Below are 26,381 nucleotides of genomic sequence, written 5' to 3'. Positions count from 1 at the left end.
CGCATGCTCGACATGAAAATACAGATAAGCGCCATCAAAATGCCTGTATTTTCTGGTTTTCTGGAGGAGACCACTACCTGTCGAGCAAATTACTTATTTGAAACTGGGTTTTTCTGCAAAAATGCGGGCTTTTTAGTTGGCCATGCCATTAGCAGGAATACCCATGACTGATCACACAAGCACCCTCTATGCCAAATTGCTCGGCGAGACGGCGATTATCGAATGGAGCGCCTTGGAGCGTTTTTGGGCCAAGGGTGACCTGATTTGGGTCGACCCTACCCTGGACTTGATCGCCGTGGCCCAGGCCATGGCAGAAAACCGCAGTGATCTCGTTGCTGGGTGGCGTGAGCAGGGCGCTGTCGCGGCGGTCGATGCAGAGCAGGCGCTAGACATGCAGACGCGCAATCCGCAGATCTGGGCCGTGGTGGTCTCACCGTTCATCCTTATCCAAGTGAAATCAGTGAAAAACGATTGATCTATTCTGGTGCGGCTGGATGTAAATCGGCACCTTTATGGTGCTTGAGCGGGTTGCGTTACAGTAGCTGTAGGTAACAAAAGAGGTTCGACGGCGTCGTTGCGGTAACAGTTTACGCCATGCGTAATGCCGGCACGGCCTTTCGTCTATATGGAATATGTCTGGAGTCGTCCATGAGCACAGCCAAGCCAACCCTCGGATTTGCCGGAATCGGCTTGATGGGACTGCCGATGTGCCACCGGCTACTCGCCGCAGGCTATTCGCTGACGGTATGGAATCGCAGCGCGCACAAGTGCGCGGAGTTGGTCGCTGCAGGAGCACGACTGGCCGAAAGTCCGGCAGCACTGTGCCGTGACAGCGATGTGGTGATGCTGTGTCTGGCCGACACGGCGGTTGTGCGCGAAGTCGTATTCGCAGAGCAGGGTGTGGCCTGCGGTGCAAAGCCAGGTCAGTTGCTGGTCGATTTGTCCAGCCTGGAGCCCGGCGCCACCCGTGAAATGGCCGCCGCACTGGCGGCGCGTTGTGGCATGTCCTGGCTTGACGCTCCAGTGTCCGGCGGCACTGCGGGTGCACAAGCCGGAACCTTGGCGATCATGGTCGGTGGCGAGGCGGCCGACTTGGCGCGCGTGCGCGCAGTGCTGCTCACCCTCGGCCAACGCGTCACGCACATGGGCGGCGTGGGGGCCGGCCAGGTGACCAAGGCCTGCAATCAGATGATCGTCGCCTGCAATGCGCTGGTGATCGCTGAGGTGGTGGCGCTGGCTGAACGCTCCGGGGTCGATGCCAGCCTCATCGCCCAAGCCTTGGCCGGCGGTTTTGCCGATTCGCGACCCTTGCAGATACTCGCGCCACAAATGGCGCAGAGCCCGTATTCGCCCGTCAAGTGGCATGTACGCACCTTGCTCAAGGATCTTGATACGGCAGTGAAGCTGTCCCGCGAACAAGGCTCGGCGACGCCGATTACCGGCCTCGCCGCGCAATTGATGCGCCTGCACGGCGGCCAGGGACATCTGCAGGACGACCCTGCGACCCTGGTCGAGCTGTTTCGCACTCGCCCATGACCGTACTGTCCATGCGATCCAGCCGCTCCAGCACGGCCGGTAACTCGCTCAGTGCCACGGGGCGACTGAGCAGGAAGCCCTGAGCGAAGTCGCAGCCCTGGGTCGCCAGGAAGGCCAGTTGCTCATCGGTCTCCACGCCCTCGGTCACCACCTGCAAGTGCAGGGTGTGCGCCATGATCAGAATCGCCTGGACGATCTCGCGGTCCTGCTGGCTACCCGGTACGTCCTGGATGAACGAACGATCGATCTTCAACACATCCAGCGGTAGGCGCTTGAGGTAGGCGAGCGACGAATAGCCGGTGCCGAAATCGTCGATCGACAGCCCCACGCCCTGGCCACGGATGCGCTTGAGCAGATTGATGGTGCGGTGGATGTCGCCCATCAGCGCATTTTCCGTGACCTCCAATTCCAGTTGGCGGGCAGCCAGGCCGGCCTGCAGCAAGGCCATCTCGACATCGCTGGCCAGTTCCTCACGGCCAAGGGTGACTGCCGAGCAATTGACCGTGACCTTCAGATGTCCATAGCCACGCCGAGTGAGGTCGGCCAGGTCCTGGCAGGCGCGCTGCAGCACCCACTGGTCGAGCTCGGCGATCAGTCCGTTGGCCTCGGCGATGGCGATGAAACGGTCAGGGCCGATCAGGCCCTGTTGCGGATGGTGCCAGCGCACCAGTGCTTCGAGCTTGGCCACGCGGGCGTCGTGCAGATCGAAGATCGGCTGGTAGTACACGCACAGCCCGCGTTCCTCGAGCAATGCCACGCGCAGTTCTTCCTCAAGCTGCAGTTCGAGAGTGGCCCGGGTCTTCAAGCTGCTGTTGAAGAAGTTCAGGTTGTTGCGCCCGCCATCCTTGGATTGATAAAGCGCCAGATCGGCATTTTTCAGCAGTTCCTCAGCACTGCGGCCATCATCCGGGAAAATGCTGATGCCGATGCTGGTAGTCATGACCATGCGCCGCCCACCCAGGTCGATGGGCTCCTTCATGCGCTGCATGATCCGCTGGCCGAGTTTGCGCGCTTCGTCACGGTTGTGCAGGCTGGTGACGATGCAGAACTCGTCGCCGCCAAAGCGTGCCACCAAGTCCTGACTGCGGGTCGCTGCCCGAATATGGGCGGCGATCACTTTGAGCAACTCATCGCCGGCGGCGTGGCCGAGGCTGTCGTTGATGCGCTTGAAGTGATCGATGTCGAGAAACATCACCGCCAGCAGGCTTTCTGTGACCGCGTGCTCGGCCAGGCGCTCGGCAAAGACCTGGTTGAAGCCCCTGCGATTGACCAGATTGGTCAAGGCGTCGTAATGAGCGGCTTGCTGCAGCGAAACCCGGGCCTGGTCGAGTTGACTGAGCAGCACATTCACCCTGCGCAGGTCGTGCTCCTTGCTCTGCAGCTTCTTGTCGGCCAGTGCTGCGCTGATGCTGCTGGCGCTGATCAGCAGGGTGATGAAACCGATGCTCAGGCCCAGTTGCAAGCTGTTGTCGGCGGAGGGCAGTTGTGCAGGGTCGCCCTCGGCAATCACCAGCGACAGTGCGGCCATTCCCGTGTAGTGGGTGAAGACGATGCCTGCCGCCATGATCAGGGCTGCCCCATACTTCATCGCCAAGTGCCGCGTACCACTGCCGCTGCCCAGGTAGCGAGTGACCCACACCGCCACCAGGCTGGTGACCACGGCAATACCCAGCGAGGCCACCACCAGCGGGGTCTGATAGTACTGTCGAGCGCTGGTCTGCAGGGCCGCCATGCCGACGTAATGCATGACGCCGATACCCAAACCAATGGCCAATGCCGCCTGGAGGTAATGGCGCGGTTGCATGTGCAACCTATCCAGCTGGTTCATTGCCAACCAGGCGGCGATCAAAGCTATGAACAAGGAAAGCGCTGTCAACGTCATGTCGTAATGCACTTCCAGCGGTGGCTGGTAGGCCAGCAGGCTGATGAAGTGCATGGCCCATATGCCGCTGGCCAGACAGCAGGCGCCCAGGCCTTTCCATTGGCGACGCGCGCGTGGCTCCTCGCTGTGGATCTGTCGATCAGCCATGTCCAGGGTGGCGAAACAGGCTGCGCCGGCGACCACATAGGCAAGCACGACAAGGAAAGGGTTGTGATGACAGTCGAGGACAACCTGTCCGTGCGCCGGCAGCTCGGCGAATAGTTGAAGTCCCAGCCACTCCATTGCCTGTCTCTTCGTCGAGTACGCAGGGGTCCTCTGCGCTCATGGAGAAGACCATCGAGCCGTGAGTATAGGAAAGGTGCTGACCGCGTTCCTGATTGACGGCGATTTGATTTCAATTATTTGGGCATTTGCCATATAGCCGATGGCTATATGTCAGCCCAAGCAGCAGGCTGGAGACGATCCCAGGCTATCGGTCGATCGTGGAGGAACGGTCGAAATGCAAGGTGACCAACCTGGCCTCATCATCCTTGTCGAACCGCACGCTCACGCCGTATACGTCGTGCAGAAGGCGCGTGGCGTCGAGGTACTCATCCTTGACCACGGAACTGCCACGACCGGCGGAACTGCGCGTCATGCCCACATTGATCAGCACTCGTGCGTAAGGGTCATCGGTATCTGGGACGTAGCGATGAGCCACTTCAGCGTCGTGACCGATAATGTCGTAGCGCGTGACGCTGTCTACCGCGTTGAGGTAGTGCCTGGAGGTGAGTACGTAAGCCTTGTTCGAGGAGTAGTCGACCGTGCCGTCGAGGTAGGGGTTGTCGCGGCTGTCGTTGAACGTCACTTCACCCTTGGCGAGGGCGATCAGATACTTCAGGTCTTCGGCTTGGCAGAAAAAGTGTCCTGTTTTTTCGCTGATAGCCGTACGCCCTGCGCTCAGCCACAGAGGCGAATAACGCTTGCCGCCCATCTCCACGGCCAGTTGGTAGTTGCGCAATACCCGTTCTTCCTGGAACAGGCCGTAGTACCCCGCTACCAGGCAGCCAATGGCCAGTAGCGCTGCAATGACCAACAGTTTGGCAAAGGTCCTGAACATTCTCATTCCACGAGGACGGGCGGCGAGGCGTCCCCTCGCCAGCTTGGCCGAGGGGAGCGCGGTACGGATGTCAGCCGGCGACCAGCACGCGAATCGCTTCCAGGCGCAGAGCGGCCTTGTCGAGCATTGCCAGACCCTGCTCGCGCTGCAGGCGCAGCGCGTCGATCTCGCTGTCACGCACGCTCGGGTTGACCGCCTTGAGCGCGGTCAGGCGTGCCAGTTCCTCGTCGGCCTCGGCACTCAGGCGGCGTTGCGCTTCGGCGACGCGCTCATCATGGACCGGCAGTACCTTGGCTTCGCCAGCGGCGATGCGCTTGGCCAGCACCTCGCGCTGGGCCTGGATGAACTTGTTGGCGCTGGCCCTGGGCACGCTTTCGAGCTGGTCGTTGAGTGTTTCGAAGGCCACCCGCGCCGCCAGGTCATTGCCGTTGGCATCGAGCAGACAGCGCAGCGCCGCCGAAGGCAAGTAGCGGCCCAACTGCAGGCTGCGTGGCGCCACCACCTCGCTGACGTACAGCAGTTCGAGCAGCACAGTACCGGGCTTGAGCGCCTTGTTCTTGATCAGCGCTACCGCGGTGTTGCCCATCGAGCCGGACAGCACCAGGTCCATGCCGCCCTGTACCATGGGGTGCTCCCAGGTGAGGAACTGCATGTCCTCGCGCGACAGTGCCTGGCCGCGGTCGTAGGTGATGGTCACCCCTTCGTCGTCGCCCAGTGGGAAGCTGGCATCGAGCATCTTTTCGCTGGGCTTGAGGACCAACGCGTTCTCGGAATGGTCCTCGCTGTCGATGCCGAAAGCGTCGAACAAGGTTTCCATGTAGATGGGCAGGGCGAACTGGTCGTCCTGCTCGAGAATGGCTTCGACCAGTGCCTCGCCTTCGCCGGCGCCACCGGAGTTGAGCTCCAGCAGGCGGTCGCGCCCCGTGTGCAGCTCGGCTTCCAGGCGCTCGCGCTCGGCGCGGGCCTCAGCGACCAAGGCGTTCCAGGCGCTGCTGTCATTGGCGGCCAGTAACGTCAACAGGCGCGGGCCGAACTGGTGCTGCAAGGCGTTGCCGGTCGGACAGGTATTGAGGAAGGCGTTCAGGCCTTCCTGGTACCACTGGAAGAGGCGTTCCTGAGGACTGTCCTGCAGGTACGGGATGTGCAATTGGATGGTGTGCAGTTGACCGATCCGGTCCAGGCGGCCAATGCGTTGTTCGAGCAGGTCCGGGTGGGCTGGCAGGTCGAACATCACCAAGTGGTGGGCGAACTGGAAGTTGCGGCCCTCACTGCCGATTTCCGAGCAGATCAACACTTGGGCACCGAATTCCTCGTCGGCGAAATAGGCCGCTGCGCGGTCGCGCTCGAGAATGCTCATGCCTTCGTGGAACACCGTGGCCGGAATACCGGAGCGCACGCGCAGGGCGTCTTCCAGGTCCATGGCGGTTTCGGCATGGGCGCAGATCACCAGCACCTTGGTACGCTTGAGCATTTTCAGGGTGTCGATCAACCAGTCGACTCGCGGATCGAAACGCCACCAGCGCTCGTCCTCACCACCCTCGCCTTGGGCCTGGAACGCCACTTCCGGGTACAGCTCGGCGCGCTCGCCGGCCGGCAGCTCGCTGTACTGTGGGGGATTAGCCAGCGGGTAGGGGTGCAGTTGGCGCTCGGGGAAGCCTTGGATCGCTGCGCGGGTGTTGCGGAACAACACGCGACCGGTGCCGTGACGGTCGAGCAGTTCGCGGATCAGCCGCGCGCTGGCCTGGGTGTCGCCATCGGCCACGGCTGCCAGCAGAGCTTCGCCTTCGGCACCGAGGAAATTGTGGATGGTGGCATGGGCCTTGGGCGACAGGCGGCCTTCGTCGAGCAGTTCCTGAACCGCCTCGGCCACTGGACGGTAATGTTCGCTCTCGGCGCGGAACGCGGCCAAGTCGTGGAAGCGGTTGGGATCGAGCAGGCGCAGACGCGCGAAATGGCTGTCCTGACCCAGTTGCTCGGGAGTGGCGGTGAGCAGCAATACGCCGGGAATGACTTCGGCCAGTTGCTCGACCAGCGCATACTCGGCGCTGGCCTGCTCCTCGTGCCACACCAGGTGGTGGGCTTCGTCGACCACCATCAGGTCCCAGCCCGCCGCGAACAGCGCATCCTGAGCCTTCTCGTCGTCGACCAGCCACTCCAGTGCCACCAGCGCAAGCTGGGCGTCTTCGAACGGGTTGCTGGCATCGCTTTCGATGAAACGCTCGGCATCGAACAGCGCCACCTGCAAGTTGAAGCGTCGGCGCATTTCCACCAGCCACTGGTGCTGCAGGTTCTCCGGCACCAGGATCAGCACGCGGCTGGCTCGGCCGGACAGCAGTTGGCGATGGATCACCAGGCCGGCTTCGATGGTCTTGCCCAGACCGACTTCGTCGGCCAGCAACACACGCGGTGCGATACGGTCGGCCACTTCGCGGGCGATATGCAATTGGTGGGCGATCGGCTGGGCGCGGCAGCCGCCCAGGCCCCAGAGCGGGGAGAGCAACTGCTTGCTGTTGTGCTGCAGGGTGTTGTAACGCAGCGAGAACCACGACAGCGGGTCGATCTGGCCGGCGAACAAGCGGTCGCTGGCCAGACGGAACTGAATGAAGTTCGACAGTTGCGTTTCCGGCAAGGTACGGGGCTGGTTCTGCGCGTCCAGACCGTGATACACCAGCAGGCCATCGACATCATCGACCTCTTGTACGGTGAGCTTCCAGCCGTCGAAATGGGTGATCTGGTCACCCGGCGAGAAGCGCACGCGGGTCAACGGTGCGTTGCGCAGGGCGTACTGACGGGTATCGCCCGTGGCCGGATAAAGCACGGTCAGCAGGCGGCCATCCTGCGCCAGGATGGTTCCCAGGCCGAGCTCCGCTTCGCTGTCGCTGATCCAGCGTTGCCCCGGTTGATACTGCTGCGCCATACTGCCGAACTCCCGCGATGAAAAAAACGGCCCATCTTAACGGATCGCCCGGGCGGACCAAAGCGTTCAGCCACTTCATCGACGAATCCTGTCTTGCCGACGAGGGCCGTGCGCCAACATGCCTGTCACCCACCGCTGGTTGAATCTTTCCCTGGCCCTGGGCAGCCTGGCCCTGGTCGCTGCCTGCGAGCAGAAGAAGAGTTTCGAAATCCTGGCCCCGTTGCCGGTCGAGCAGCTCCAGGCGCTGGACGTGCAGTCGCCGCTCAAGAGCGTTCATTTCCGCGATCGTGAGGGCGAGGGGCTGCTGGTACTGAGTCGGCTCGATGGTCAGGCCGTCGAGCCGGGCAGCGAGCAAGAAGTGGACAAGGTGGTGCTCAAGGCCACGCTGTATGGCCGTGACAACGACCGTGAGGCGTTCAAGCCGCGTTGGCAGATCGATCAGCAGACCACCTGTCCGGGGCTCGACCTGGATGTCGACTTCTACACCGATGTCAGCGATGTCACGGACCTGGACAACAACGGTATCGCCGAAGTCACCGTGGCCAGCCACGCGTTCTGCGGCGGTGGCATCGACCCGCACGACATTACCATCGAGATGCATCAGGGCCAGGCGGTCTACGGTATCCACGGTCAGTCGCTGATCAGCCCCGCAGGCGAGGAGCCGATCGGCGGCGAGCGCGAAGACAGTGCCTCGCTCAAGGATGCGCCGCCCGTGCTGCGTGAGCACCTGGATGCGGTCTGGCAGCAGGTCTATAAACGTCCTTGGAGCGACGCTGGCGGCCCGGTCGACGACGATTCCGATGACGAAAGCGAGTGAGCGCGGTCTACACTCCACACGCTACCTGTGACAGGCCGCACAAACCCGTTTAGCTGCGCTCAAGGCGATTGCCAGTTGGCCGATAAAGGGGCTACAGGAGAACCGACCCATGCTGCTGCCTATCGTACCGCTCAGTGCTGCCCCCGTGACCTCGCAACACGACCCGGTCAAGCCGACGCCGGACATTCCTCCGGTGGTGCCGGCTCAGCCTGCCTCCAGTGATGGCACCATCGACCTGCGGCATCAGCGCGATCCCGAGGAGCAGGCCTACCTGCTGCGCGAAGAACAGCGCCGTCAGCAGCAGCGTCGTGAGCAGCGCCGCCAGGACGACCAGACCGATCTCTACAGCCCCATGCCAGGCGATGAACTCAACGCCGACAATACCGTGCCGGTCGCGCCGCTGGGTGAGCGCCCCCGGCAAGGCCTGCTGGTGGATATCGAGATCTGACGACACCTGTGTGTAGTGTCTGTCTTGAAACCCGCTGCTTGCAGCCCCCATCATGGACACATCCGCTGTCATCCGAGCCTGCCCATGAGCCAAGACAACCTCATCGACTTCGGCGCCGAGCGCGCCAAACGCATTCACGACATCAAAGACAAGCGCCTGGACGACATGCGCCAGGCCTTCGAGCAGGCCATGCCCCTGGCTCCGACCAAAAAGAAGAAAAGCAAAGGCAAGCCCAAGAAGCGCTGAAAACTGATGCAGGTCAACCCTGCCCCCCTCTTGTGCCCGGTCCCGGGCAGCATTGACCCCGATCAATTTTCCCTGCCGTCGCTTTGGTTACCTTGGCTACATCGGACAACGGCAACGGGCAGGGAGGCCGACATGTTTTTCGACAATGTGGTGATCGCCGGTGTGGTGACGGTCGGATTGATGGTGGTGTTCTTTGCCGGTCTAGGGATTTTCATCTGGAAGGATGCGAACAAGCGCAGGTAGCGCTGATCCTTCCCGATCTACGAGCACGCAAGGCATTTAGGGCGACTTCGGTCGCCCATTTTTTTGTCCGTTGCTTAGATGCTTAGCTAGCTAATTGTTTGGTTACACTTTATTCTTGCCGCTGTTGTCTATCGTTCACTCAACAGTCTGTGCAAGGTCCGCTTCGTGCCCATCACCTTTCAGGCCCTGTTCGCGCCCACCGGCCTGGCGCTGAAGTTTGCCGTCAAGACCCTCCTGGGAGGAGGGCTGGCGCTGTGGCTGGCGCTGCGCTGGGGCTAGAGCAACCCGCGTGGGCGTTGATGACGGCATTTATCGTCGCCCAGCCGCTGTCGGGCATGGTGGTGCAGAAGGGTCTGGCGCGACTGGCTGGCACGCTGGTCGGTACCTTCATGTCAGTGGTGTTCATAGGGCTGTTCGCTCAGACGCCATGGCTATTCCTGATGGCCTTGGCCCTGTGGCTGGCGTTGTGCACCGCCGCCTCGACCCAACTACGCAGCGCCTGGGCGTATGCTTTTGTGCTGGCCGGATACACCGTGGCGATCATTGCCCTCCCAGCGATCGATCATCCCCTTCAGGTGTTCGACCAGGCCGTGGCGCGCTGCACCGAGATCTGCCTGGGCATCGTCTGCGCCACACTCAGCAGTGCGCTGGTCTGGCCGCTGCGTGTCGAACAGCAGTTGGGCGACCAGGCACGGCAGGCGTGGCGCAGTGGATTGCAGACCGCCAGCGCCATGTTGGGCGGCGAGGATGAAGCACGCAAAGGCTTGCTGGACATCCTCGGTCGGGTGGTGGCGATCGATGCGCAGCGCGAGCATGCATGGTTCGAAGGCGCACGAGGACGGCAGCGCGCCAAGGCGATCCGTGGCTTGAGCCAGAAACTGATGGTGTTGCTTCGCCTCTCGCGTTCGGTCCGCCGTCAGTGGCGCCAGCTCGATTCGCAGCAGGCTGCACGATTGGCGCCCTGGCTAGAGGAGGTGCGCAGGCAGCTGGCGAGTCCGGAGCTGGCCAGTCTGCTGCTGTTGCGCCAGCGCATTTGGGATGCGGCCCAGGACGAAGCGATCAGCTCGGCGGAACACTTCTGCCTGGCGCGCCTGGCCCTGCTGCTGGACTTCGCCATGGCTGCCACCCAAGCCTTATTGGATATGGAACAAGGGCGCACGCCCAAGGATGTCTCCCAGGGGCTCGCCGTTCACCGTGACCTGACCCTGGCGCTGCTTTTTGGCTCACGCAGTGCGCTGGCCTTTCTGGTGATGAGCAGCTTCTGGCTGGCAACGGCCTGGCCTTCCGCGCCGGGTGGTCTGGTGCTGACCTGTGTGGTCTGCAGCTTGTTCGCCAGTCGTGAGAACGGTGCTCAGATTGGCCTGAGTTTCCTGCGCGGCATTCTGCTGGCGATTCCCACGGCATTTTTCGTCGGGCAGATCCTGTTGCCGCAATGGAGCAGTTTTGCCCTGCTGGCCCTGGCCATGGGCGTGCCGCTGTTCTTCGCTGCGCTGGGTATGGCACATCCGCGCACCGGACCCACGGCCACCGCGTTCTGCCTGCATTTCATCGTGCTGGTCGGGCCTGCCAACGTCATGCATTACGACGTGGCGACGTTGCTCAACAGTGCCCTGGCCATGCTGGTCGGTGTGTCGGCGGCGGTGCTGGCCTTTCGTCTGGTGGTGCTGCGTCATCCGAAGTGGTTGGGGCGGCGGTTGCGTTCTGCTACCCAGAGCGATCTGGTGCGCTTGACCCACCGTGACCTGCGCGGCGCCGACAGTTGGTTCGGCGGACGCATGGCCGATCGTCTGATGCAACTGGCGCGTCATGCCAGTGAGCTGCCGGAGGTCGAGCGCAAGCGCTGGGACGATGGCCTGCTGGGGCTGGATATCGGCGATGAACTGGTGCACCTGCGCATGTGCCTGGCGGTGGCCCAGGCACCCTTGGCCGGCGCCGAGCGCCAGTATTTGCAGCAGTTGGAGGCGGTGCTGGCCAGTGGTCCGGCACCGGGTCGTGGGCAGCGCCTGGATGCGCCTAGCGAGGTCTTCATCGAAGCCTTGCGTGGCCAACCGTCGAGTGATCCCTTGCGCCTAGCTATCGGGGCAGTGGCGCAATTGCAGAAGAGCTGGCACCAGTGGTGCCGCTGGCAGGAGGAGATTCATGGGCTTGCGTGAATGGGCGTTGGGTGGCGTGCTGCTCAGTCCGTTTCTGATCTACGTGTTGCTGGCGCTGGCGCTTACCGGCGCACTGCGCCTGCTGGTTCAGGTCACCTCGCTGGGGCGTTGGATCTGGCATGAAGCATTGTTCGATGCGGCACTGTTCGTCTGCGTGCTGTCGTTGCTGGTACATCTGTTAGGACCTTTGTAAGGAGTCAATCCATGCGTGCAGCGGTACGTACCTTGGTCACCCTGTGCGTGGTGGCCATCGCGGTGTTCGCCGGTTATCGGCTCTGGCAGTACTACATGCTCACACCCTGGACCCGCGATGCGCGGGTCAGAGCCGACGTCGTGGTGATTGCCCCGGATGTATCCGGTTGGGTGCGCGAGTTGAAGGTAAGGGACAACCAGCCGGTCGAGGCCGGTGAGCTGCTGATGTCCATCGACCGCGAACGTTTCCAGGCCGCGTTCGACCAGGCCAGCGCGGTCACCGACACCCGTGCCCAGCAATTGCGCCTGCGCGAGCGTGAGGCAGCGCGGCGCGTGGCGCTGGGGCCAGAAGCGATCAGCGCCGAGTTGCGCGAGAATGCACAGATCAATGCCGCCATCGCCCGCGGCGAGTTGCACGAAGCTCAGGCACAGCTGCAGGTGGCGAAAATCAATCTGGCCCGCAGCGAAGTCCGCGCACCGCGCAGCGGCCATATCACCAATCTGCGCTTGGCCCAAGGCAACTACGTCAATGCCGGTCAATCGGTGATGGCCTTGGTCGACGACTCGACGTTCTACATACAGGCGTATTTCGAAGAAACCAAACTGCCGCGGATCAAGGTCGGTGATCCGGTGAAGGTCTGGCTGATGGGAGCAGGGGAGGCCATGCGCGGCCATGTGCAGAGCATCAGTCGAGGCATCACGGACCGCAACTCGACGCCAGACGGCCAACTGCTGCCGGAGGTGGAACCTACGTTCAACTGGGTGAGATTGGCCCAGCGTATCCCTGTACGCATCGTTCTGGACGAGTTGCCGGCAGGTGTAACCCTCAGCGCTGGCATGACCGCAAGCGTGCAGGTGCATGAGGACGAGATCCAGCGCTGAACCGCCTAGGCAGCGTGCCGGTGTCTGTGCTTTAGCAGGGGTTGGCTTGCGTGGGTGCCAGTGGCAGGCGGAAGCTGAATAGCGTGCCGTGCTCGGCACTGGACGACACTTCCATGGAACCCCCGTGGGCCAGGGCGATCTGGTTGGCGATGTACAGGCCTAGACCGAGTCCTTGCTGAGGGGCCGTACTGACCTGACGGGTGAAGGGCTGGAACAGTTGTCCCATGGCCTGCGGCGCGATGGGCTCTCCGGTATTGCGCACGCTCAGCACGAAGGCATCGGGCTGAAGGCTGGCGCAGACCCACACCGGCCCGTAGGGGTCGCCATGCTCCAGGGCATTGGCGATCAGGTTGGAGAGTAGCTGGGTCACCCGTTCGCGGTCGCAGCGCAGGCCTTCGATCGGTCCGATATCCAGCAGGATCCGGCGCTGCGGATGCACTCGCTGCAGTTCAGACGCTACATGACTCAGGGCTTGAGCAAGGTCTGGGCAAGATTGCAGATTCAAGGGTATGCCAGCGCCGAGACGTCCGCGGGCGAAGTCCAGCACATCGCGCACCAAGTGCGCGGCCCGTCGGCCGCAGGTCAGAATGTGCCGGGCAATGGCCCGGCTTTTCTCGTCGCTCAGGCGCTGGGCAAGCAGTTCGGCGCCTGCGGTGATGGCGAACAGCGGATTGCGCAGGTCATGCCCGAGCACGGCAATGAACTGCTCGCGCACCTCGGCCATGGCGCGCTCCTCACGCAAGGCAAGTTCGGTGCGCTGGACGCTTTCCTCGCTTTCGATCTGTATCGACAACAGGCGCGCGAAAGACGCCATCATCGGTTCTATGGCCGTGCCCTTCAGGCGGGCCGGCTTGGGGTCGAGTGCACAGATGGTGCCGAAGAAGCTGCCATCGGCCCGAATGACCGGTACCGAGATGTAGCTTTCAAAACGGTATTTGCGTCGTGTCGGATGGTTGCAGTAAACGGAGTCTTCGCTGGCCTTGTCGATGACGATGGTCTGCCGGGTGTTATGGATTTCATGGCAGAGGGTGCTGGCGACGTCCAACTCACCCCCGACCTTGAGGCCGAAGCCCAGGTTATCGAGGACGGCGCAGGCCGTCCAGCTGTCGTCCGTTACCCGTGCCACAGCCGCGAATCGCAGCCCACTGGTCTCGCAGATCACCTGAAGAATCGCGGGCACAGCATTGATCCGCGCAATAGTGGCAAGGTCGGAAGTCACGTCGGTCATAGTGCTTTGCTGATGTCCTCGGGAGTGGTCTTGCAAGCTGGCGATCATCAGTCTAGCGCGCCTTTGGGGGCGCGATGTAAAACCTTGGCACGGGTAGCGCGGGTTGCGGTAGGCTGCGCAGGAAAACACCTGCGCGTTGCCCGTCAGAGGCAACCGTTTGCCTGCGTGCGTTCCTTCCAGTTCCTTTGCGAGGTAACGTCATGGCCATCACTTCACAAGATATTTGCAGCGCTGCTGATCAACTCAAGGGTTTTGTCGGCTTTCACCGCAAGCGAGGGGCGTATATCGTGCGTTTCAGCGAAGATGCCTTTGGGATGGACGTCGCCGACGACAGTATCGTCACGTGCGCCGAATTCGTCTGGCAACCGGCATCAGGTCAGCGCATGACACTGTGTCGAGAGCGTCTGGCGCTGCTGTTGGCGCAGCATGTGGACGATCGATTGAACATCGGCGAGCCATTGCGTATTTACCTGCGTCGCACCGACCTACCGGAAATTGTCGCCGAGCGCAGCCTGGCGCAGTAAGGGGCGCGTCAGGCCAGCCTGAGCGGCACCACCTCGCGGTGGGCGAAGTTCACCTGATTGCGGCCTTGGTGCTTGGCTGCATAAAGCGCCTTGTCGGCATCCTCCAGCCACTGCTCCGGCGTTTTCAAGCTTTCGTGATAGACCGAGAGGCCGATGCTCAGACTGATACGCAGTTCCGGTAGCTGCGGGTTGCGATAGGCACTGACTTGCTGGCGCAGGCGCTCCATGGCCAGGCCGGCCTGGTGCTGGTCGGTATCGGGCAGGATCAGACAGAATTCGTCGCCGCCGTAGCGTCCAGCCAGGTCGTCGGCGCGCAGCAGGTGACGAATCTCCAGGCTCAGCTGGCGCAGCACGCAGTCGCCCACCACATGACCGAATGTGTCGTTGATGGCCTTGAAATGATCGACGTCGATCAGTGCGATGACCGCAGGCGTCCGTTGCTGCTGGCACATCTGGAACCTGAGCAGCAGCAGGTCCTTCCATGACCCATGGTTGAGCAGTCCAGTAAGACTGTCGGTGCGGCTCAGTGCGCTGAGCCGTCCCTTGTGCTCGGCCAGCTTGATCGCCAGACGGTAGCAGACCCAACCCAGCGCGACCGGGTACAAGGTCAACATCGGCAGGCAGGCGTAGACCTGCAGCGAGGTCGCCTGCAATTGCAGGCCTGGGCCGAACAGCGCCAAGGCGAGCAGCATGCCGACTACTTGCGCAAGTACACCTCGCAGCAGTAGCCGCTTGCCTCCGGCCGACACGTTGTTCATGGTCATCATCGATAGAATGGTCACGGTGGGCAGCGGATTGAAGTGAAAGGCTGCCGCCCAGAAGCCTCCACCCAGCGAGTCGAGCAGCAGGTTGCGCTGCTCGGCGCGATACGGTGCTGGCGAGTGTATGGCCCACTGATACGCCAGGTGTGGCCACACCAGGCCGTTGAACAGCATCACCAGCCATACCCAAGGCGCTGGATGCAGCGGTGCCATCGCCGCCATGACACTGAACAGGCCAATACCCATGCCGATGATGCGTGGCACGTAGATGCGCCTGACGAAGGAGAGTCCTTTGCCACTTCTGTTGTCTATCATGTCTGTCGTTCTTTTATACAGGCGGCGTTTATCGCATAAGTTGCATGAAGATTGTCGGACAATGATTCATTCATGAAAAATGACCTTACAAGCCAATTCACGGTTACGCGGATCACCGTGAGTTAGGATGACTCCCTTGTGTTTCTTTGTAGAGGGTCTGTTTTCATGAGCGCGATCGATCCTCCGACAGGTCCGTCGGCACGCTTCAGCGAGGGGCGTTTTCATAATAGTGCCGAGTTGCCCAAGGACGGCGTGGGCAAGAAGTTGCGCATCGGCTTGAAGTATCTGCTGCGACGCAAGCCGGCGCACACGCGTCCGGCGGTCATGCCCGACCTGCGACCGATGACTCGCCAACAGGTGCTGGATGCCCCCGACCGCAGCCTGTGGCGGCTTGGTCACTCCACCGTATTGCTCAAGCTGCGCGGACGCTACTTCATCACCGATCCGGTCTTCGCTGAGCGTGCTTCACCGGTGCAATGGGCGGGGCCGCTGCGCTTTCATCCCGCGCCGCTGCCACTGGAGCAAGTGCCGCCGCTGGCAGCCGTGATTCTTTCCCATGACCATTTCGATCACTTGGACGAGTCTGCTGTGCGTCGGCTGGCGCCGCGCACCGGACGGTTTCTGGCGCCGTTGGGTGTCGGTCAGCGTCTCATCCAATGGGGCGTGCCGCACAACAAGGTGTGTGAGCTTGGCTGGTGGCAAGAGGCTGAGGTAGACGGCGTGCGTTTCATCGCTACCCCTGCTCAGCATTTTTCAGGTCGCGGTCTGTTCGACAGCAACAGCACCCTGTGGGCTTCGTGGGTCATGATCGATGGCGAGCGCCGCGTGTTCTTCAGTGGAGACACAGGTTATTTCGAAGGCTTTAGCGCTATCGGCGAGCGCTATGGTCCATTCGACCTGACGTTGATGGAGACCGGCGCCTATAACGTGGCGTGGCCGAATGTGCATATGCAGCCTGAACAGAGCCTGCAGGCTCATCTGGATGTGCGTGGACGCTGGATGCTGCCGATCCACAATGGCACCTTCGACCTCGCCATGCACAGTTGGCAGGAGCCTTTCGAGCGTATCGTCGCGCTGGCAGCCGCTGCCGGGGTCGACCTGAGTACACCGCAGATGGGCGAGCGGGTCTGCCTCGACACCCCGCACCGCGGGCAGGCGTGGTGGCAACAGACTACGCCTGCCCGTTAAGCGTCAGTCATGGCTACGTTGCTTGGCCTCTTCCTGTTCTTCGTCCTTCAGCAACTTCGAGGGGCCTTGCCACTGTCGCTACGCACCTGCGCGTGGCTGATCAGAGCAAAGATGAAACTGCCACCGATGATGTTGCCGGCCAGTGTCGGCAGTGCGAAGTCCAGCCAGAACGTGCGCCAGCTTTCTTCGCCGGCCCATACCAAGTAGGACACTTCCACGGAGCCGACGACGATGTGGGTGAAGTCCCCCAGGGCCATCAGATAGGTGATCATCAGGATGATCCAGATCTTGGCGTGTTCCATCGACGGAATCATCCACACCATGGTGGCGATCATCCAGCCTGAGACGATGCCCTTGGCGAACATCTGACCCAGGTCGTTGTGCATGACCTTGCGCCCGACTTCCAGGAAGGCCATGTCCGTCTTGGTGTCGAAGATCGGCAGCTCGAGCATCACCCAGGCTACCAGCAAGGTGCCAGCCAGGTTGCCGAGCAGCACCACCGACCACAGGCGGAACAAACGGCCGAAGTTGCCCAGGGTAGGGGCGGTCATTACCGGCAGCACTGCGGTGAGTGTGTTTTCAGTGAACAGTTGCTGGCGTGCCAGGATCACGGCCAGAAAGCCCGCGCTGTAACCGAGACTGGCAATCACCTGGCTGCTTTCACTGTCCGGCAAGCGTGAATAGAGTAAGCCCATCGCCATTAGCGACAAGCCCATGGTCAAGCCCGCCGCCAAGGCCGACCACCAGAGCGCCGCCAAGGTACGCTCCAATTCATGATCGCCCTGGAAGCGGATGATTTCGTGCAATACCGCAGGCCTGGGGGCTGGTTGTGGCTGACCTCCTGTTCTTCGTCTGCCGACAATCCTGGGGTCTTCTCGTTTTCCGCCTCGCTCATGATGCGCCTGCTCCAAGGATGTTTCTCTACAGATCGACTGCGCTGCAATTAGTTGCTGGAAGCCTGATGGAGGCCGATAAAACTTTTTGGATCAAGGTGTTGACTCTGATTTCAAAGCGCGTATTATTCGCCTCCTCGCAGCGATGCACGCAGCGAGACAGGCGGTAAGTTTTTGAGGTTGAAAGCTTTCGAGTGAAAGCGCTTCAAAAAACTTCAAAAAAACGCTTGACACGAAGTAAGGCTGCTGTAGAATGCGCGGCCTCGGTTGAGACGAAACGCTCTTGGCCAAACGCTCTTTAACAAATCGAATCAAGCAATTCGTGTGGGTGCTTGTGAGTATGGACTGATCGTCGCCTAGATTATCAGCATCACAAGTGGCCATGCGAGAAATCACATAGTCATTTGAGATTGCTGAGCCAAGTTTAGGGTTTCTTAAAAACCCAAGCAGTATTGAACTGAAGAGTTTGATCATGGCTCAGATTGAACGCTGGCGGCAGGCCTAACACATGCAAGTCGAGCGGATGAGAGGAGCTTGCTTCTCGATTCAGCGGCGGACGGGTGAGTAATGCCTAGGAATCTGCCTGGTAGTGGGGGACAACGTTTCGAAAGGAACGCTAATACCGCATACGTCCTACGGGAGAAAGCAGGGGACCTTCGGGCCTTGCGCTATCAGATGAGCCTAGGTCGGATTAGCTAGTTGGTGAGGTAATGGCTCACCAAGGCGACGATCCGTAACTGGTCTGAGAGGATGATCAGTCACACTGGAACTGAGACACGGTCCAGACTCCTACGGGAGGCAGCAGTGGGGAATATTGGACAATGGGCGAAAGCCTGATCCAGCCATGCCGCGTGTGTGAAGAAGGTCTTCGGATTGTAAAGCACTTTAAGTTGGGAGGAAGGGTTGTAGATTAATACTCTGCAATTTTGACGTTACCGACAGAATAAGCACCGGCTAACTCTGTGCCAGCAGCCGCGGTAATACAGAGGGTGCAAGCGTTAATCGGAATTACTGGGCGTAAAGCGCGCGTAGGTGGTTTGTTAAGTTGGATGTGAAAGCCCCGGGCTCAACCTGGGAACTGCATCCAAAACTGGCAAGCTAGAGTACGGTAGAGGGTGGTGGAATTTCCTGTGTAGCGGTGAAATGCGTAGATATAGGAAGGAACACCAGTGGCGAAGGCGACCACCTGGACTGATACTGACACTGAGGTGCGAAAGCGTGGGGAGCAAACAGGATTAGATACCCTGGTAGTCCACGCCGTAAACGATGTCAACTAGCCGTTGGAATCCTTGAGATTTTAGTGGCGCAGCTAACGCATTAAGTTGACCGCCTGGGGAGTACGGCCGCAAGGTTAAAACTCAAATGAATTGACGGGGGCCCGCACAAGCGGTGGAGCATGTGGTTTAATTCGAAGCAACGCGAAGAACCTTACCAGGCCTTGACATGCAGAGAACTTTCTAGAGATGGATTGGTGCCTTCGGGAACTCTGACACAGGTGCTGCATGGCTGTCGTCAGCTCGTGTCGTGAGATGTTGGGTTAAGTCCCGTAACGAGCGCAACCCTTGTCCTTAGTTACCAGCACGTTATGGTGGGCACTCTAAGGAGACTGCCGGTGACAAACCGGAGGAAGGTGGGGATGACGTCAAGTCATCATGGCCCTTACGGCCTGGGCTACACACGTGCTACAATGGTCGGTACAGAGGGTTGCCAAGCCGCGAGGTGGAGCTAATCTCACAAAACCGATCGTAGTCCGGATCGCAGTCTGCAACTCGACTGCGTGAAGTCGGAATCGCTAGTAATCGCGAATCAGAATGTCGCGGTGAATACGTTCCCGGGCCTTGTACACACCGCCCGTCACACCATGGGAGTGGGTTGCACCAGAAGTAGCTAGTCTAACCTTCGGGGGACGGTTACCACGGTGTGATTCATGACTGGGGTGAAGTCGTAACAAGGTAGCCGTAGGGGAACCTGCGGCTGGATCACCTCCTTAATCGAAGACATCAGCCTGCTGATGAGCTCCCACACGAATTGCTTGATTCATTGTGAAAAGACGATGCTGTAACGCGACCCTGTTATAGGTCTGTAGCTCAGTTGGTTAGAGCGCACCCCTGATAAGGGTGAGGTCGGCAGTTCAAATCTGCCCAGACCTACCAATTACTTGGTGCGGCCTACGAGATGTAGCAGATACACGGGGCCATAGCTCAGCTGGGAGAGCGCCTGCCTTGCACGCAGGAGGTCAGCGGTTCGATCCCGCTTGGCTCCACCACCTTTGTACAGCACTGTTAGAACTCAGAAATGAGCATTCGCGCGTCGTGTTGACGCCGCGTTGGAATGTTGATTTCTGGCTTTTGCCAGATCGTTCTTTAAAAATTCGGATATGTGATAGATACAGACTGATGACCAGTTTCACTGCTGGACATCAGGCTGAGGTAAAATTTGTGAGTTCTGCTCGAAAGAGCGACGTGCGAATTTTCGGCGAATGTCGTCTTCACAGTATAACCAGATTGCTTGGGGTTATATGGTCAAGTGAAGAAGCGCATACGGTGGATGCCTTGGCAGTCAGAGGCGATGAAAGACGTGGTAGCCTGCGATAAGCTTTGGGGAGTCGGCAAACAGACTGTGATCCAGAGATCTCTGAATGGGGGAACCCACCTAGGATAACCTAGGTATCTTGTACTGAATCCATAGGTGCAAGAGGCGAACCAGGGGAACTGAAACATCTAAGTACCCTGAGGAATAGAAATCAACCGAGATTCCCTTAGTAGTGGCGAGCGAACGGGGACCAGCCCTTAAGTTGATTTGAGATTAGTGGAACGCTCTGGAAAGTGCGGCCATAGTGGGTGATAGCCCCGTACACGAAAGTCTCTTTTCAATGAAATCGAGTAGGACGGAGCACGAGAAACTTTGTCTGAACATGGGGGGACCATCCTCCAAGGCTAAATACTACTGACTGACCGATAGTGAACCAGTACCGTGAGGGAAAGGCGAAAAGAACCCCGGAGAGGGGAGTGAAATAGAACCTGAAACCGTATGCGTACAAGCAGTGGGAGCCTACTTTGTTAGGTGACTGCGTACCTTTTGTATAATGGGTCAGCGACTTATATTCAGTGGCGAGCTTAACCGAATAGGGGAGGCGTAGCGAAAGCGAGTCTTAATAGGGCGCTTAGTCGCTGGGTATAGACCCGAAACCGGGCGATCTATCCATGGGCAGGTTGAAGGTTAGGTAACACTGACTGGAGGACCGAACCGACTACCGTTGAAAAGTTAGCGGATGACCTGTGGATCGGAGTGAAAGGCTAATCAAGCTCGGAGATAGCTGGTTCTCCTCGAAAGCTATTTAGGTAGCGCCTCATGTATCACTGCTGGGGGTAGAGCACTGTTTCGGCTAGGGGTCATCCCGACTTACCAAACCGATGCAAACTCCGAATACCAGCAAGTGCCGAGCATGGGAGACACACGGCGGGTGCTAACGTCCGTCGTGAAAAGGGAAACAACCCAGACCGTCAGCTAAGGTCCCAAAGTCATGGTTAAGTGGGAAACGATGTGGGAAGGCTTAGACAGCTAGGAGGTTGGCTTAGAAGCAGCCATCCTTTAAAGAAAGCGTAATAGCTCACTAGTCGAGTCGGCCTGCGCGGAAGATGTAACGGGGCTCAAACCATGCACCGAAGCTACGGGTATCACCTTTGGTGATGCGGTAGAGGAGCGTTCTGTAAGCCTGTGAAGGTGAGTTGAGAAGCTTGCTGGAGGTATCAGAAGTGCGAATGCTGACATGAGTAACGACAATGCGAGTGAAAAACTCGCACGCCGAAAGACCAAGGTTTCCTGCGCAACGTTAATCGACGCAGGGTTAGTCGGTCCCTAAGGCGAGGCTGAAAAGCGTAGTCGATGGAAAACAGGTTAATATTCCTGTACTTGCAGTTATTGCGATGGAGGGACGGAGAAGGCTAGGCCAGCCTGGCGTTGGTTGTCCAGGTTTAAGGTGGTAGGCTGAAATCTTAGGCAAATCCGGGATTTCAAGGCCGAGAGCTGATGACGAGTTGCCTTTAGGCGACGAAGTGGTTGATGCCATGCTTCCAAGAAAAGCTCCTAAGCTTCAGATAACTGGGAACCGTACCCCAAACCGACACAGGTGGTTAGGTAGAGAATACCAAGGCGCTTGAGAGAACTCGGGTGAAGGAACTAGGCAAAATGGCACCGTAACTTCGGGAGAAGGTGCGCCGGCGAGGGTGAAGGACTTGCTCCGTAAGCCCATGCCGGTCGAAGATACCAGGCCGCTGCGACTGTTTATTAAAAACACAGCACTCTGCAAACACGAAAGTGGACGTATAGGGTGTGACGCCTGCCCGGTGCCGGAAGGTTAATTGATGGGGTTAGCGCAAGCGAAGCTCTTGATCGAAGCCCCGGTAAACGGCGGCCGTAACTATAACGGTCCTAAGGTAGCGAAATTCCTTGTCGGGTAAGTTCCGACCTGCACGAATGGCGTAACGATGGCGGCGCTGTCTCCACCCGAGACTCAGTGAAATTGAAATCGCTGTGAAGATGCAGTGTATCCGCGGCTAGACGGAAAGACCCCGTGAACCTTTACTATAGCTTTGCACTGGACTTTGAGCTTGCTTGTGTAGGATAGGTGGGAGGCTTTGAAGTGGGGACGCCAGTTCTCATGGAGCCATCCTTGAAATACCACCCTGGCAACCTTGAGGTTCTAACTCAGGTCCGTGATCCGGATCGAGGACAGTGTATGGTGGGTAGTTTGACTGGGGCGGTCTCCTCCCAAAGAGTAACGGAGGAGTACGAAGGTGCGCTCAGACCGGTCGGAAATCGGTCGTAGAGTATAAAGGCAAAAGCGCGCTTGACTGCGAGACAGACACGTCGAGCAGGTACGAAAGTAGGTCTTAGTGATCCGGTGGTTCTGTATGGAAGGGCCATCGCTCAACGGATAAAAGGTACTCCGGGGATAACAGGCTGATACCGCCCAAGAGTTCATATCGACGGCGGTGTTTGGCACCTCGATGTCGGCTCATCACATCCTGGGGCTGAAGCCGGTCCCAAGGGTATGGCTGTTCGCCATTTAAAGTGGTACGCGAGCTGGGTTTAGAACGTCGTGAGACAGTTCGGTCCCTATCTGCCGTGGACGTTTGAGATTTGAGAGGGGCTGCTCCTAGTACGAGAGGACCGGAGTGGACGAACCTCTGGTGTTCCGGTTGTCACGCCAGTGGCATTGCCGGGTAGCTATGTTCGGAAGAGATAACCGCTGAAAGCATCTAAGCGGGAAACTTGCCTCAAGATGAGATCTCACTGGGATCTAGAATCCCCTGAAGGGCCGTCGAAGACTACGACGTTGATAGGTGGGGTGTGTAAGCGCTGTGAGGCGTTGAGCTAACCCATACTAATTGCCCGTGAGGCTTGACCATATAACACCCAAGCAATTTGAGCGTGAGCGCCGAATTGTGGTGGTGAAGACGAGAGAACCGAAAGTTCGCGACGAACCACAGAATCACATATCCGAATAGGCTGGGGTGTCCGTAAGGGCGCACTGGCAACCGAATTTCTTGACGACCATAGAGCATTGGAACCACCTGATCCCATCCCGAACTCAGCAGTGAAACGATGCATCGCCGATGGTAGTGTGGGGTTTCCCCATGTGAGAGTAGGTCATCGTCAAGATTCATTTCGCAAAACCCCTATCTGCGTGAGCAGGTAGGGGTTTTGTCTTTTCACGACGCTCAAAATCTTTGCCCTCCGGCCGCCACGCAAGTCTCCTCATTGGTGCGACAATGTTGCTGTCACAATACGTGACTTCCCCGTACCTACCCTGCGTCAAGACTTAGGTTCGGGGCAATCCTGGCACCTGGACCGAGCGATGCCAGCGCAGCGCGCTGCGCATTTCTGGACTTTCACCGTCCTATTACTTGAGGTTAGAAGCAAGATGGCCAAGGCCGCCGATGTCGTTGTGCAATGCCTGGAAAACGAAGGTGTCGAGTATGTGTTCGGCATCCCCGGCGAGGAGAACCTCGACCTGCTCGAATCCCTGCGCAAGTCGAAGATCAAGCTGGTACTGACCCGCCACGAACAATCCGCAGGCTTCATGGCTGCAACCTATGGACGCCTGACCGGCAAGACCGGCGTCAGCCTGTCGACCCTGGGTCCCGGCGCGACCAACTTGGTCACCGCCAGCGCCTACGCCTATCTGGGCGGCATGCCGATGATGATGATCACCGGCCAGAAGCCGATCAAGAAGTCCAAGCAGGGTCGATTCCAGATCATCGACGTGTGCGGCATGATGGACCCCATCACCAAGTACACCCACCAGTTCGCTTCGGCCGACAACATTCCGGCCCGTATGCGCGAAGCCTTCCGCCTGGCCGAAGAAGAGAAACCCGGCGCGGTGCACCTGGAGTTGCCTGAAGACATCGCCGCCGAGCAGACCGATGCCTTGCCGATTCCGCGCAGCCTTCACCGCCGTCCGCTGGCCGAGCACGTGGCCATCGACGCTGCCGTGCAGAAACTGCAGAACGCACGCAATCCGATCCTGGTGATCGGCGCCGGTGCCAACCGCAAGATGACCGCCAAGGTGCTCAAGCAGCTCATCGACAAGACCGGCATCCCGTTCATCACCACGCAGATGGGCAAGGGTGTGGTCGACGAGCGTCACCCGCGTTTCCTGGGCAACGCTGCGCTGTCGTCTGGTGATTTCGTGCACCGCGCTGTCGAAGCGGCCGACCTGATCATCAACATCGGCCACGACGTGATCGAGAAGCCGCCGTTCTTCATGGTCCGCGGCGGTACCGAAGTCATCCACATCAGCTTCCGTTCGGCGGAAGTGGATGCGGTGTACTTCCCGCAGGTCGAAGTGATTGGCGATATCGCCAACGCCGTGTGGCAGATCAGCGAAGCGTTGGGCGACACCTCGCATTGGGACTTCACCCGCCTGATGGCCATCCGTGAAGCCAACGAAGCGCAGATCGTCGAAGGCGCCGACGACGACCGCTTCCCGGTCTACCCGCAGCGTCTGGTGGCCGACATCCGTCGCGTGCTGCCGTCCGAAGGCATCGTCGCCCTCGACAACGGCATCTACAAGATCTGGTTCGCCCGCAACTACAAAGCGCACAAACCCAACACCGTGCTACTGGACAACGCCTTGGCGACGATGGGCGCCGGCTTGCCGTCGGCCATGGCATCGCACTTGGTGTACCCGGACCGCCCGGTGATCTCGGTGTGCGGCGATGGCGGCTTCATGATGAACAGTCAGGAGCTGGAAACGGCTGTGCGTCTGGGCATGCACATCACCGTGGTGATCCTGCGCGACGACGGCTACGGCATGATCCGCTGGAAGCAGGCCAACATGGGCTTCACCGATTTCGGCCTGGACTACGGTAACCCCGACTTCGTCAAATACGCCGAAGCCTATGGCGCCAATGGTCACCGCGTGGAAAGCGCCGAAGGGCTGCTGCCGCTGCTGGAGCACTGCATCAAGACGCCAGGCGTGCACGTCATCGATTGCCCGGTCGATTACAGCGAGAACGACCGGATCTTGAATAGCGAGCTGCGTGAGCGCGCACTAGCTGTTTGACCCAGCGACGCCCCCGCCTGTACTACCTCTGGCTAGTGCAGGCGGCTTCTTCCAACTGACCATCGACCTCGAATGTGGGCTGGCTTGGCCACCACTAGCCAGCATGCCCCTTTCAGCAAAATCCTTCCTTCGCCGTGCCTGTGCTAGGGTGCATCTTCCCTTATCCAGGACTGTCCCATGCTGCCCACTCTGAGTGAAAAAGAACTCAATCGTCTTGAAGATCTGTTGATCAGCTACGGTAATGAATACTCAGTGATCAACCTTGCTGAACTCAACGGCTTCTTTACCGCCTTGGCCAGTTCGCCAGTCAAGGTCACGCCTGAACATTGGCTTCCGGCCGTCGCAGGCGGCAAGGTGCCAAAATTCAAGAAGCCCGCCCATGAAGAAGCCTATACCGCGCTGATGTTGCGCTACGCCAGTCAGGTCGCCGAGGAGTTGGCCGATGACCTTGATCGATTCCAACCGCTGTTGGAAGAGAGCGAGACCGAGGAGGGCACGGTCATCGTGCTGGAGGAATGGTGCTTCGGTTACATGCGTGGCACTCAAGTCACTCAATGGCCGACCCTGCCCCGCGAACAGGACGCTTTGCTAAAGGCGATTTCCCTGCACGGTCTTGAAGACAACGTCGAACTGCTCGATACAATGAGCGCCGCGGATCGTCAAGCCTGCGTGCCGCAGTTGCTTGAGGCCATCCGAGCGCTTTATCGTTACCATCATCGGCCCATGCATTGAATAAAGCGGCGTAGACCAACATAACCATTTCTTCAGGCCAAACGAGCAATTGTTTTCCGCAGACATTCTCGCGCCAGTTAATTGTGCGCAGGATCAGCCTAACGGTATGGCGTGCTGAGGGTATTCGAAGAGTCACTCTGGTCCAATCCTGTATCACAGCGGGAGAGCATATATGGCTCGGCCGAGATGCGGAGCCTCATTGATCGTCTAGTGACTTACCTGCGCAGCCACCGGCATCTGATCGAGCATTGAGGGTTATCTGAACCCGTGAGCCTATTTGGCTACCTGTGAAAGATGGGGTCATCACCTCGCTCATCTACACCATCCTGGAGGTACTCTGCGCAACCTGGCCATTAGCCAGATCACCACCGCACCATTGACCTTGCAAGAGGACGCAGGTGTCTGGACTTGTACAACAGCTGGCAAGATGTCGGGCTGCTTGAGAGCATCAGTGCTCAAGGGCTGTTTCGGGTGCAACTGGCCGACTGGCGTCGTCCGCGCTCGCTGCATGATCGCCGCGCGCTGAGGCGCGACCTACCGTTTGTCCGCTGCTGCAGAGGCTGAGCGCCTGCGGTTACCACGGCAACTACGTTCTGGAGATCTTTTCCGAGGGTGTCGTCGACTCGCTGTGGACGAACAAAGTCACATTGGTGCAGGCCGTCGAAGCAAGCGCCAGCGTCTTCGCCGCATTGCGCGCCGGCCTTCAGGATGCGTAGGCTATAGCCCCGGTAATGATGAACTACAGCGAACCTACA

Annotated in this window: 17 protein-coding genes, 2 tRNA genes, 3 rRNA genes and 2 pseudogenes; 18 read left to right on the top strand and 6 right to left on the bottom strand. The window is 59.5% G+C overall.

Annotated features, from left to right (window positions below; genetic code table 11):
• Window positions 1–163: 163 nt before the first annotated feature.
• Window positions 164–475 (top strand): DUF2288 domain-containing protein, encoded by a 312-nt coding sequence (locus GKC70_RS18100; protein ID WP_342649481.1) that lies wholly within the window; start codon window positions 164–166, stop codon window positions 473–475.
• Window positions 476–648: 173 nt separating this feature from the next.
• Window positions 649–1,536, top strand: a complete 888-nt coding sequence (locus tag GKC70_RS18095) for an NAD(P)-dependent oxidoreductase (protein WP_342649480.1) — start codon at window positions 649–651, stop codon at window positions 1,534–1,536.
• Here the strand turns inward: GKC70_RS18095 and GKC70_RS18090 are convergent.
• The 3 genes from GKC70_RS18090 to rapA form a co-directional block, all read right to left on the bottom strand.
• The gene (locus GKC70_RS18090) at window positions 1,436–3,700 is read right to left on the bottom strand and encodes an EAL domain-containing protein (protein WP_342649479.1); all 2,265 of its coding nucleotides are present in this window, start codon (window positions 3,698–3,700) and stop codon (window positions 1,436–1,438) included. The genes GKC70_RS18095 and GKC70_RS18090 overlap by 101 nt on opposite strands.
• A gap of 187 nt (window positions 3,701–3,887) precedes the next feature.
• Window positions 3,888–4,517, bottom strand: a complete 630-nt coding sequence (locus GKC70_RS18085; RefSeq protein WP_342649478.1) for a hypothetical protein — start codon at window positions 4,515–4,517, stop codon at window positions 3,888–3,890.
• Between the two features lie 70 nt (window positions 4,518–4,587).
• Entirely contained in the window at window positions 4,588–7,434 is a 2,847-nt protein-coding gene (rapA, locus tag GKC70_RS18080) for an RNA polymerase-associated protein RapA (protein WP_342649477.1), read from the bottom strand.
• Between the two features lie 118 nt (window positions 7,435–7,552).
• On the opposite strand from rapA, the gene GKC70_RS18075 reads away from it, so the two are divergent.
• From GKC70_RS18075 to GKC70_RS18045, 7 genes and pseudogenes are all read left to right on the top strand, one after another.
• A complete protein-coding gene (locus tag GKC70_RS18075) occupies window positions 7,553–8,251 on the top strand; it encodes a hypothetical protein (protein WP_342649476.1) in 699 nt (232 codons plus the stop codon).
• A gap of 109 nt (window positions 8,252–8,360) precedes the next feature.
• A complete protein-coding gene (locus GKC70_RS18070) occupies window positions 8,361–8,699 on the top strand; it encodes an aspartate-semialdehyde dehydrogenase (RefSeq protein WP_342649475.1) in 339 nt (112 codons plus the stop codon).
• 84 nt (window positions 8,700–8,783) lie between these two features.
• Window positions 8,784–8,945 carry a hypothetical protein gene (locus GKC70_RS18065; RefSeq protein WP_342649474.1) on the top strand — a complete coding sequence of 54 codons (162 nt, stop codon included), beginning with the start codon at window positions 8,784–8,786 and terminating at the stop codon, window positions 8,943–8,945.
• 132 nt (window positions 8,946–9,077) lie between these two features.
• A complete protein-coding gene (gene ccoM, locus GKC70_RS18060) occupies window positions 9,078–9,188 on the top strand; it encodes a cytochrome c oxidase subunit CcoM (protein WP_342649473.1) in 111 nt (36 codons plus the stop codon).
• A gap of 165 nt (window positions 9,189–9,353) precedes the next feature.
• A pseudogene (locus GKC70_RS18055) lies at window positions 9,354–11,341 on the top strand (FUSC family protein).
• A complete protein-coding gene (locus GKC70_RS18050) occupies window positions 11,328–11,534 on the top strand; it encodes a DUF1656 domain-containing protein (RefSeq protein ID WP_029613197.1) in 207 nt (68 codons plus the stop codon). Before GKC70_RS18055 ends, GKC70_RS18050 begins: the two are co-directional and overlap by 14 nt.
• Before the next feature lie 11 nt (window positions 11,535–11,545).
• The gene (locus GKC70_RS18045; RefSeq protein ID WP_342649472.1) at window positions 11,546–12,415 is read left to right on the top strand and encodes an HlyD family secretion protein; all 870 of its coding nucleotides are present in this window, start codon (window positions 11,546–11,548) and stop codon (window positions 12,413–12,415) included.
• Window positions 12,416–12,446: 31 nt separating this feature from the next.
• Here the strand turns inward: GKC70_RS18045 and GKC70_RS18040 are convergent, their stop codons facing one another.
• Window positions 12,447–13,643, bottom strand: coding sequence for a GAF domain-containing sensor histidine kinase (locus GKC70_RS18040; RefSeq protein ID WP_342649471.1), 1,197 nt, complete (start codon window positions 13,641–13,643; stop codon window positions 12,447–12,449).
• Between the two features lie 200 nt (window positions 13,644–13,843).
• Here GKC70_RS18040 and GKC70_RS18035 point away from each other — a divergent pair, with 200 nt between their 5' ends.
• On the top strand, window positions 13,844–14,167 hold the full coding sequence (locus GKC70_RS18035) for a DUF2025 family protein (RefSeq protein ID WP_342649470.1): 324 nt from the start codon (window positions 13,844–13,846) through the stop codon (window positions 14,165–14,167).
• An 8-nt stretch (window positions 14,168–14,175) separates the two neighbouring features.
• Here GKC70_RS18035 and GKC70_RS18030 read toward each other — a convergent pair whose 3' ends face one another.
• Window positions 14,176–15,243, bottom strand: coding sequence for a diguanylate cyclase (locus GKC70_RS18030; protein WP_342649469.1), 1,068 nt, complete (start codon window positions 15,241–15,243; stop codon window positions 14,176–14,178).
• 165 nt (window positions 15,244–15,408) lie between these two features.
• On the opposite strand from GKC70_RS18030, the gene GKC70_RS18025 reads away from it, so the two are divergent.
• Entirely contained in the window at window positions 15,409–16,431 is a 1,023-nt protein-coding gene (locus GKC70_RS18025; protein WP_342649468.1) for an MBL fold metallo-hydrolase, read from the top strand.
• Between the two features lie 3 nt (window positions 16,432–16,434).
• Here GKC70_RS18025 and GKC70_RS18020 read toward each other — a convergent pair.
• Window positions 16,435–17,326 (bottom strand): annotated as a pseudogene (locus tag GKC70_RS18020) (formate/nitrite transporter family protein).
• A gap of 452 nt (window positions 17,327–17,778) precedes the next feature.
• Between GKC70_RS18020 and GKC70_RS18015 the strand changes: the two are divergent.
• The 7 genes from GKC70_RS18015 (at window position 17,779) to GKC70_RS17985 (ending at window position 25,626) form a co-directional block, all read left to right on the top strand.
• Window positions 17,779–19,314, top strand: a 16S ribosomal RNA gene (locus tag GKC70_RS18015).
• 86 nt (window positions 19,315–19,400) lie between these two features.
• Window positions 19,401–19,477, top strand: a tRNA-Ile gene (locus GKC70_RS18010).
• A 37-nt stretch (window positions 19,478–19,514) separates the two neighbouring features.
• A tRNA-Ala gene (locus tag GKC70_RS18005) sits at window positions 19,515–19,590 on the top strand.
• A gap of 254 nt (window positions 19,591–19,844) precedes the next feature.
• Window positions 19,845–22,735: ribosomal RNA gene (locus GKC70_RS18000) — 23S ribosomal RNA — on the top strand.
• Window positions 22,736–22,872: 137 nt separating this feature from the next.
• Window positions 22,873–22,988, top strand: a 5S ribosomal RNA gene (rrf, locus tag GKC70_RS17995).
• The 16S, 23S and 5S rRNA genes sit together here with 2 tRNA genes alongside, the layout of an rRNA operon.
• Window positions 22,989–23,250: 262 nt before the next feature.
• Window positions 23,251–24,894, top strand: coding sequence for an acetolactate synthase large subunit (locus GKC70_RS17990; protein ID WP_039576017.1), 1,644 nt, complete (start codon window positions 23,251–23,253; stop codon window positions 24,892–24,894).
• A 177-nt stretch (window positions 24,895–25,071) separates the two neighbouring features.
• Window positions 25,072–25,626, top strand: a complete 555-nt coding sequence (locus GKC70_RS17985; protein ID WP_029612939.1) for a UPF0149 family protein — start codon at window positions 25,072–25,074, stop codon at window positions 25,624–25,626.
• The last annotated feature ends 755 nt before the right edge of the window (window positions 25,627–26,381 follow it).

Source organism: Pseudomonas sp. REB1044, assembly GCF_038813925.1.
Classification (GTDB): Bacteria; Pseudomonadota; Gammaproteobacteria; order Pseudomonadales; family Pseudomonadaceae; genus Aquipseudomonas; species Aquipseudomonas boreofloridensis.
Note: the sequence above shows the minus strand (reverse complement) of the source record. Positions and strands in the feature narration are given on the sequence as shown.

What these genes read in the sequence shown, in the direction of transcription:
- GKC70_RS18065 (WP_342649474.1), top strand. Translation starts at nt 8,784, where the DNA reads ATGAGCCAAGACAACCTCATCGACTTCGGCGCCGAGCGCGCCAAACGC.
- GKC70_RS18100 (WP_342649481.1), top strand. Translation starts at nt 164, where the DNA reads ATGACTGATCACACAAGCACCCTCTATGCCAAATTGCTCGGCGAGACG.
- GKC70_RS18075 (WP_342649476.1), top strand. Translation starts at nt 7,553, where the DNA reads ATGCCTGTCACCCACCGCTGGTTGAATCTTTCCCTGGCCCTGGGCAGC.
- rapA (WP_342649477.1), bottom strand. Translation starts at nt 7,434, where the DNA reads ATGGCGCAGCAGTATCAACCGGGGCAACGCTGGATCAGCGACAGCGAA.
- GKC70_RS18085 (WP_342649478.1), bottom strand. Translation starts at nt 4,517, where the DNA reads ATGTTCAGGACCTTTGCCAAACTGTTGGTCATTGCAGCGCTACTGGCC.
- GKC70_RS18035 (WP_342649470.1), top strand. Translation starts at nt 13,844, where the DNA reads ATGGCCATCACTTCACAAGATATTTGCAGCGCTGCTGATCAACTCAAG.
- GKC70_RS18030 (WP_342649469.1), bottom strand. Translation starts at nt 15,243, where the DNA reads ATGATAGACAACAGAAGTGGCAAAGGACTCTCCTTCGTCAGGCGCATC.
- GKC70_RS17990 (WP_039576017.1), top strand. Translation starts at nt 23,251, where the DNA reads ATGGCCAAGGCCGCCGATGTCGTTGTGCAATGCCTGGAAAACGAAGGT.
- GKC70_RS18040 (WP_342649471.1), bottom strand. Translation starts at nt 13,643, where the DNA reads ATGACCGACGTGACTTCCGACCTTGCCACTATTGCGCGGATCAATGCT.
- GKC70_RS18050 (WP_029613197.1), top strand. Translation starts at nt 11,328, where the DNA reads ATGGGCTTGCGTGAATGGGCGTTGGGTGGCGTGCTGCTCAGTCCGTTT.
- GKC70_RS18070 (WP_342649475.1), top strand. Translation starts at nt 8,361, where the DNA reads ATGCTGCTGCCTATCGTACCGCTCAGTGCTGCCCCCGTGACCTCGCAA.
- GKC70_RS18045 (WP_342649472.1), top strand. Translation starts at nt 11,546, where the DNA reads ATGCGTGCAGCGGTACGTACCTTGGTCACCCTGTGCGTGGTGGCCATC.
- GKC70_RS18095 (WP_342649480.1), top strand. Translation starts at nt 649, where the DNA reads ATGAGCACAGCCAAGCCAACCCTCGGATTTGCCGGAATCGGCTTGATG.
- ccoM (WP_342649473.1), top strand. Translation starts at nt 9,078, where the DNA reads ATGTTTTTCGACAATGTGGTGATCGCCGGTGTGGTGACGGTCGGATTG.
- GKC70_RS18025 (WP_342649468.1), top strand. Translation starts at nt 15,409, where the DNA reads ATGAGCGCGATCGATCCTCCGACAGGTCCGTCGGCACGCTTCAGCGAG.
- GKC70_RS18090 (WP_342649479.1), bottom strand. Translation starts at nt 3,700, where the DNA reads ATGGAGTGGCTGGGACTTCAACTATTCGCCGAGCTGCCGGCGCACGGA.
- GKC70_RS17985 (WP_029612939.1), top strand. Translation starts at nt 25,072, where the DNA reads ATGCTGCCCACTCTGAGTGAAAAAGAACTCAATCGTCTTGAAGATCTG.